Annotated in this window: 4 protein-coding genes and 1 other annotated feature; of the genes, 1 reads left to right on the forward strand and 3 read right to left on the reverse strand. The window is 55.5% G+C overall.

The window, feature by feature from the left end; translation table 11 throughout:
• Positions 1–49 precede the first annotated feature (49 nt).
• Entirely contained in the window at positions 50–2,680 is a 2,631-nt protein-coding gene (locus BLP91_RS06255) for a transglycosylase domain-containing protein (protein ID WP_091567800.1), read from the reverse strand.
• A 107-nt stretch (positions 2,681–2,787) separates the two neighbouring features.
• Positions 2,788–3,013: a binding site (T-box leader), on the forward strand.
• Between the two features lie 68 nt (positions 3,014–3,081).
• Here BLP91_RS06255 and tyrS point away from each other — a divergent pair.
• On the forward strand, positions 3,082–4,338 hold the full coding sequence (gene tyrS, locus BLP91_RS06265; protein ID WP_091567804.1) for a tyrosine--tRNA ligase: 1,257 nt from the start codon (positions 3,082–3,084) through the stop codon (positions 4,336–4,338).
• Positions 4,339–4,401: 63 nt separating this feature from the next.
• Here tyrS and rpsD read toward each other — a convergent pair whose 3' ends face one another.
• Entirely contained in the window at positions 4,402–5,001 is a 600-nt protein-coding gene (gene rpsD / locus BLP91_RS06270; protein WP_091567806.1) for a 30S ribosomal protein S4, read from the reverse strand.
• 258 nt (positions 5,002–5,259) lie between these two features.
• On the reverse strand, positions 5,260–5,901 hold the full coding sequence (gene trmB, locus BLP91_RS06275; protein WP_091567808.1) for a tRNA (guanosine(46)-N7)-methyltransferase TrmB: 642 nt from the start codon (positions 5,899–5,901) through the stop codon (positions 5,260–5,262).
• Positions 5,902–6,067 lie beyond the last annotated feature (166 nt).

Here is a 6,067-nt window from a genome sequence, read left to right on the forward strand (position 1 = left end):
GGGGTCGCATGGCTTTTTCGATGGGGGATGACGGACTGCCAAGGAAGGATCAAAACCAAGGAGATCCTTTTTGTTCCGGTGAATTCGGCAAAATCGGCGGAACGGCGTCGTCGGATTCCAGACCGGCCACATCGACGGCGCGGACGGTGTAGTGGTCAGGAGGTCCTTGATAAACCGGAGCTTCGCCTAGGCGGATGCTGGCTACATGCGTTCCGTTCCGATAGACGCGGTAACCGGCGAGGGTCGGGTCCGATGGACCGGTCCAGCTCAATCGGAGTTCACCTTCCGTCAGAGTCGACTGCACTTGAGGCGGCGCCGGTTGGCCGGTGCTGCTCCGGGGGTCCCTCTCTGTGGGTAGCTGTGCCCCTTGATAATATTGATAGCGTTCCTGTTCCTCTTCGGGAATCCGGATTCCTGTTCTTTTTTCCGTCAAATCCTCCGGGGTGTCCGGGTTGGCCAAATAGGTTTTACCGTTTACCTGCACCACCCGCTCCTCCCAGTGATGGAGACAGACTTCATCGGGAACCGCCTCCTCAGGGAGGATCTCCTTCACGGCGCTCTTCGCGGCGTGGCACTCCCGGGTGGCGATGTTTCCGGTCACATTGCAGATCTCCACCTCTTCCAACCCCTCGGGTCGAGAAAAGTCGATTCCCTTGGGAGATAGTTCCGGGCGGGCATCTATAGCCCTTCGAAACACTTGGGACCAGACCCGTTTCGCCCTGCGATCATTGGCGAGGGGATGGTTTAAATCATAACCCACCCAAACGCCGAGGGCGATGCGAGGTGTGTAGCCCATAAACCAGACATCGTGTCCGTTTTGAGTGGTGCCGGTTTTCCCGGCCAGGTGGTGTCCCGGAGCACGAGCGCCCACCCAGCGACCGGTTCCGCTCTTTATCACATCCTGCAGGATGTTGGTGGTGAGATAGGAGGTGCGCGGGGAGAAAACAGCTTGTGGTTGAGGGTGATGCTGGTAAATCAAATGCCCCTTTGCATCTTCAATTCGCTGGATCAAGTGGGGTTTGTGGTAAATGCCTTCGTTGGCCAACATGGCATAACCAGCCGTCATTTCCTCCACCGTAAACCCTCGGGTGAAACCGCCGATCGCCGACGCTTCCCCGTCCATGGGGTGAATGGGGAAGTCCATCTGCTTCAGATAGGAAAATCCCTGTTGGATGCCGGTTTCCCGCAACAATTTGATCGCCGGGATGTTGAGAGACCATTTGAGAGCTTCCCGGGCGGTGACCGGTCCCCGGTACCGGTCATTGTAGTTTTTGTAAGTCTTCTTTTCATGACCGTTCCCTTCGGCTTCCAGCGGCTCATCCACCAAGACGGTGCCGGGCGTTACCTCCCCCTGGTCCAAAGCGGGTCCGTAGTCCAACAGGGGTTTAATCGTGGAGCCGGGTTGTCGTCGGGACTGGAGGGCGTGGTTGGTCTGCCCCTGATTGAAATCGCGGCCGCCGACCAAAGCGAGGATTCCGCCGGTCTTGACATCCATCAGGGTGACGCCCACCTCCTCTTCTGCATTGTTAACCCTCTTCTTTTTTCCGCCTATGGTGACGGTGTAGGAGATCGGAGAGCCGTATAGTTTTTTATCGGTGGCTGCTTTGTTGACGGCTCGGTGCACTCGGGAGTCCAGTGTGGTGTAGATTTTGTAACCGCCGGTCAGCACTCGTTTTCGGTACTGCTCCAAGGTGGAGCGGTAAACCCCTTCTCGGCTTAATGCGGCAGCGTCCAACCCGTTAACTTTCATCAACACTTGGGCCGCTCGTTCCTCCACCGCCGACATCAGAAAGGGGTCCCGGGAGTAGGCGGATTGGGCGTCCTGTTTGGTCAAGGAATTCTTCAGGTCAAAGCGGGCCGCCTCGGCACGGGCTTCCGGCGTGATTTTCCCCGTCTCTTCCATCCGGGAAAGCACCGTCAGCATCCGTTTGCGACCGGAGTTGAAAGTCTCTTCCCGAAAGGGGTTAAAGGCGGTGGGTCGCTGGATCATTCCCGCCAGGTAGGCTGCTTGGGCCAGGTTGAGCTCCCTGGCATCTACACCGAAAATGCCCTTGGACGCCGCCTGCACGCCTAACAGGTTTCGGTTGTGGGCTCCTTTGCCGAAGAACAGGCTGTTCAAATAAAAGGTGAGGATTTCGTCCTTGGCAAACAACCGCTCCAACCGGAGGGCGAGTCCCAATTCCTTCACCTTTCGCTCCAGTACCTTCTCCCGGTTTTCCAGGATCACGTTTTTCACCAACTGCTGGGTGATCGTGCTACCTCCACTGGTTACCGCCTGTCGGGTCATGTTTTGGTATACAGCCCGCAGGATCCCTTGGGGAGACACTCCGTGATGCTCATAAAAGCGATGATCCTCCGTCGCGATCAAAGCGTCGATCAACCAGGGGCTGACCTCTTCTTTCTTCACCCATTTCCGGTCGGCGTCGGTCCGCATCGCTCCGATGGAGCTTTTATCGTTAAAATAAGCGTAACTGGTCTGAGTCCAGTTGTTCATCTGTTGACGAAGCTCCTCCTGGCTGCGGACCGGTTCATCCTTAAGGATAGCGGCGAAATAACCGGTCATCATTCCCACCGTCGCAAAGGCGAACAGGGTCAGGATGGATAGGAGGAGGACGACGGTGGTGACCACGCGTCGGAGCAGGCGGAAAAAGGTGGATCGCGGCGGTCTTTGTTGTCTCATATTGATAACCCCCGTATTTTTGGGTAAGATGGATTTATCCAATGCGTTTGTGCGGATACCGTATGCCTTTGCCTATTGGAGGGCCAGGCCAGTACAAACCGAACATAAATAGAGTGTGGAACAAGCCGCAGTAGCCGGGTATGTGGGCCCCTCAGAGAGCTGGTGGATGGTGCAAACCAGCGGCCCCGATCCGAGTGAAATACAGCTTGGGAGCTTTCGTCTTTCTGGAAATGAAGGAAGGCGACGGGTTGGATCGACCCGTTATCTGTCGAGAGGAAAACCGGGTTTCGGTTTTCAACAAGGGTGGTACCGCGAGCCAACCTCGTCCCTTGCCAAGGGGGGCGAGGTTTATTTTGTGGAAAAACATCCTTTTTTAACAAAGGACAGCGAGGTGAGTGAAGTTGGAACAGGAACAACAGTTGACCCCGGAACAGGAGCGACGGCTGGAAGAGCAGCTGGCTGTTATCCGCCGGGGAACATCGGAAATGATTCCTGCGGCGGATCTGGAGAAAAAAGTGCGCAAATCCCTGCAGACGGGAAAACCGCTTAAGGTGAAGTTGGGTCTCGATCCCTCGGCACCGGATATCCATATCGGCCACACGGTCGTATTAAACAAGCTGCGTCAATTTCAGGAACTGGGCCATGTCGTTCAGTTGGTAATCGGGGATTTTACCGGCCGGATCGGGGATCCGACGGGGAAGTCGGAAACCCGGAAGCAACTGACGGAGGATGAGGTAAAGGAGAACGCGAAAACTTACGCGGAACAGCTGTTTTTGATCCTGGACCGGGATAAGACGGAGATCCATTTCAACAGCAAATGGCTCAGCTCCTTGGATTTTGCGGCGGTGATCGATTTGGCGGCCAAATCGACTGTGGCCCGGATGCTGGAACGGGATGACTTCGCCAAGCGTTACAACAGCGGGCAGGCGATCAGCATCCATGAATTTTTCTACCCGCTGATGCAGGGCTATGATTCCGTCGCATTGGAAAGTGACATCGAACTGGGAGGAACGGATCAGACCTTCAATCTCCTGATGGGGCGGCAATTGCAGTACCAGTATGGGCAGGAAGAACAGGTGATTCTGACGATGCCGCTGTTGGAAGGCTTGGACGGGGTCAAAAAGATGTCCAAAAGCTTGGGGAACTACATCGGCATCGATGAGACCCCTAAAGATATGTATGGAAAAGCGATGTCGATCCCTGATGAGTTGATGCTGAAGTATTTTGAACTGGTGACGGACTTCACCTTGGAAGAGCTGGAGGAAGTGAAGAAAGGTGTCGAGGGAGGGCAGATTCACCCCCGGGATGCTAAGATGAAACTGGCCCGTCGTCTGGTGGAAATGTACCATACACCGGAAGCGGCGGATGAAGCGGAAGCTGAGTTCCGTCGGGTGTTTCAGCAAGGTGCCCTGCCCGAGGACCTTCCGGAGAAGACGGTGCCCGAGGCGGAACTCGAGGACGGGAAAATTTGGGTGGTTCGTCTGCTCAGCCTGCTGGAACTGGTCTCCTCCAACGGGGAAGCCCGCCGGATGATCAAACAGGGAGCGGTCAAGTTGGATGGAGAAAAGGTTTCCGACCCTGATGCCCAGGTTCCCGTCGCAGACGGGATGGTGGTCCGCGTGGGCAAGCGTCGGTTCGCCAAAGTGGTCAAAAAATAAATCCGGATCCATATCAAAAAGCCCTTCGCGCTCAGGCGAAGGGCTTTTTGATAATGGTCCCGATTAACGGGAGTAGTATTCAACGATCAGACGCTCGTTGACTTCGGCAGGCAGTTCATCCCGTTCCGGCAGGCGGGTAAGGGTGCCTTGCATTTTGTTTTCGTCAAAGCTGACATACTCCGGCAGGAAGCTCCGCTCTTCCAACGCTTCCTTGACAATGCCGAGGTTGGCACTCTTTTCCCGCAGGCCGATCACTTCGCCGGGCTTGACCCGGTAGGAAGGACGGTCCATTTTGCGGCCGTCGATGGTGATATGACCGTGAACCACCAGCTGACGAGCTTGGGCACGGCTGCGGGCCAGCCCCAACCGGTACACTAGGTTGTCCAGACGGCACTCCAACAGTTTCATGAAGTTCTCGCCGTGAACCCCTTTTAGTTTACCGGCTTCATTAAAGAGGGCGCGGAACTGCTTTTCGTTCAGGCCGTACATGTAGCGCAGCTTCTGCTTCTCCTGCAGCTGGAGGCCGTATTCTGAGATTTTCCGCCGCTGATTGGGGCCGTGTTCCCCCGGCGGGTACGGGCGCTTCATTTCTTTGCCGGTACCGGAGAGGGAGATCCCCAGGCGACGGCTTTTTTTCCAACGAGGTCCTGTATAACGTGCCATGTTAGACGTGCTCCTTTCTTTTCCATGCATTTGTGATGCAGCAAAGACAGGGGATGCCGATCCGCTGGAATTGCCCGGTCTTTCCGGATAGCGGCGAAAAGGGGGCACCTTCAGGCATTGACAGCCGCGGTCCCGAAGGGCGAACCGGTGAGGGTGACATTTCATCACCTGGTTTTTGCTGAGCTATCCTCAAGGTCCCTTGATGAAAGGAACAGTTTGAGCCATACAGAACCATACTATATCGAATAAGAACCGTTGTCAATGTGGGCGACGGGCCAACAAGTAGTAGATAGGCAAACCTTTGGCACTAAATTTCTGTTCGTACTCTGTGAGGATATTGCCATAGGCATAGGGACTGTGATGAAGATCCCGGGAAACCTCCACTATCTGATACCCGGCTTCTTCCATCTCTTCCATAGAAAATTGAAACAGCGCTTGGTTGTCTGTCTTGAGCAGAACCTCCCCATCAGGCCGGAGCACCTTCCGATATTGATCGAGAAAGGTGCGGTAGGTCAGGCGCCGTTTGGCATGCCGCTTTTTAGGCCAAGGGTCACTAAAATGAAGGTAGATTCGGTCGACTTCTCCTTCTCCGAAGGCTTCTTCCAACCGATTGACATCCATCCACAGAAAGCACAGGTTTTCACATTCGGTTTCGTCTGCTTTGATGAGGGCCTGGAGGAGCACTTCTTCCACCCGTTCCACTCCGATCCAGTTGACCTCCGGGGAGATTTCGCAAACCCGGGACAAAAACCGCCCTTTTCCTGTGCCCAGCTCCAAGTGAAGCGGGTGGTTGTTCCCGAAGTGGGTGCGCCATCTTCCAGCGTAGCGCTGCGGCTCCATCACCACCCGAGGGTGTTCCCGTACCCGTTCTTTAGCATGAGGATTTCGTCTTAGCCGCATGATGGTCTTCTCCTTTGTCCTTGCCCCTTCAGGTAACTTTGCTGCTGGTTCTGTCTGGGGGAGGCGTGTACCCCCACGTTCCCCGTTGTACCCATAGGGCACAAGTCTCGCCAAGTCACTCCGCTCCCGGGTCTCGCTATGTACCCATAGGGCACAAGTCTCGCCA

Origin of the sequence: Melghirimyces thermohalophilus (genome assembly GCF_900102685.1) — a bacterium.
Lineage (GTDB): Bacteria > Bacillota > Bacilli > Thermoactinomycetales > DSM-45169 > Melghirimyces > Melghirimyces thermohalophilus.

Bases quoted from the DNA above. Each gene is read 5' to 3' on its own strand.
- trmB (WP_091567808.1), bottom strand. From the start codon at position 5,901: ATGCGGCTAAGACGAAATCCTCATGCTAAAGAACGGGTACGGGAACAC.
- BLP91_RS06255 (WP_091567800.1), bottom strand. From the start codon at position 2,680: ATGAGACAACAAAGACCGCCGCGATCCACCTTTTTCCGCCTGCTCCGA.
- rpsD (WP_091567806.1), bottom strand. From the start codon at position 5,001: ATGGCACGTTATACAGGACCTCGTTGGAAAAAAAGCCGTCGCCTGGGG.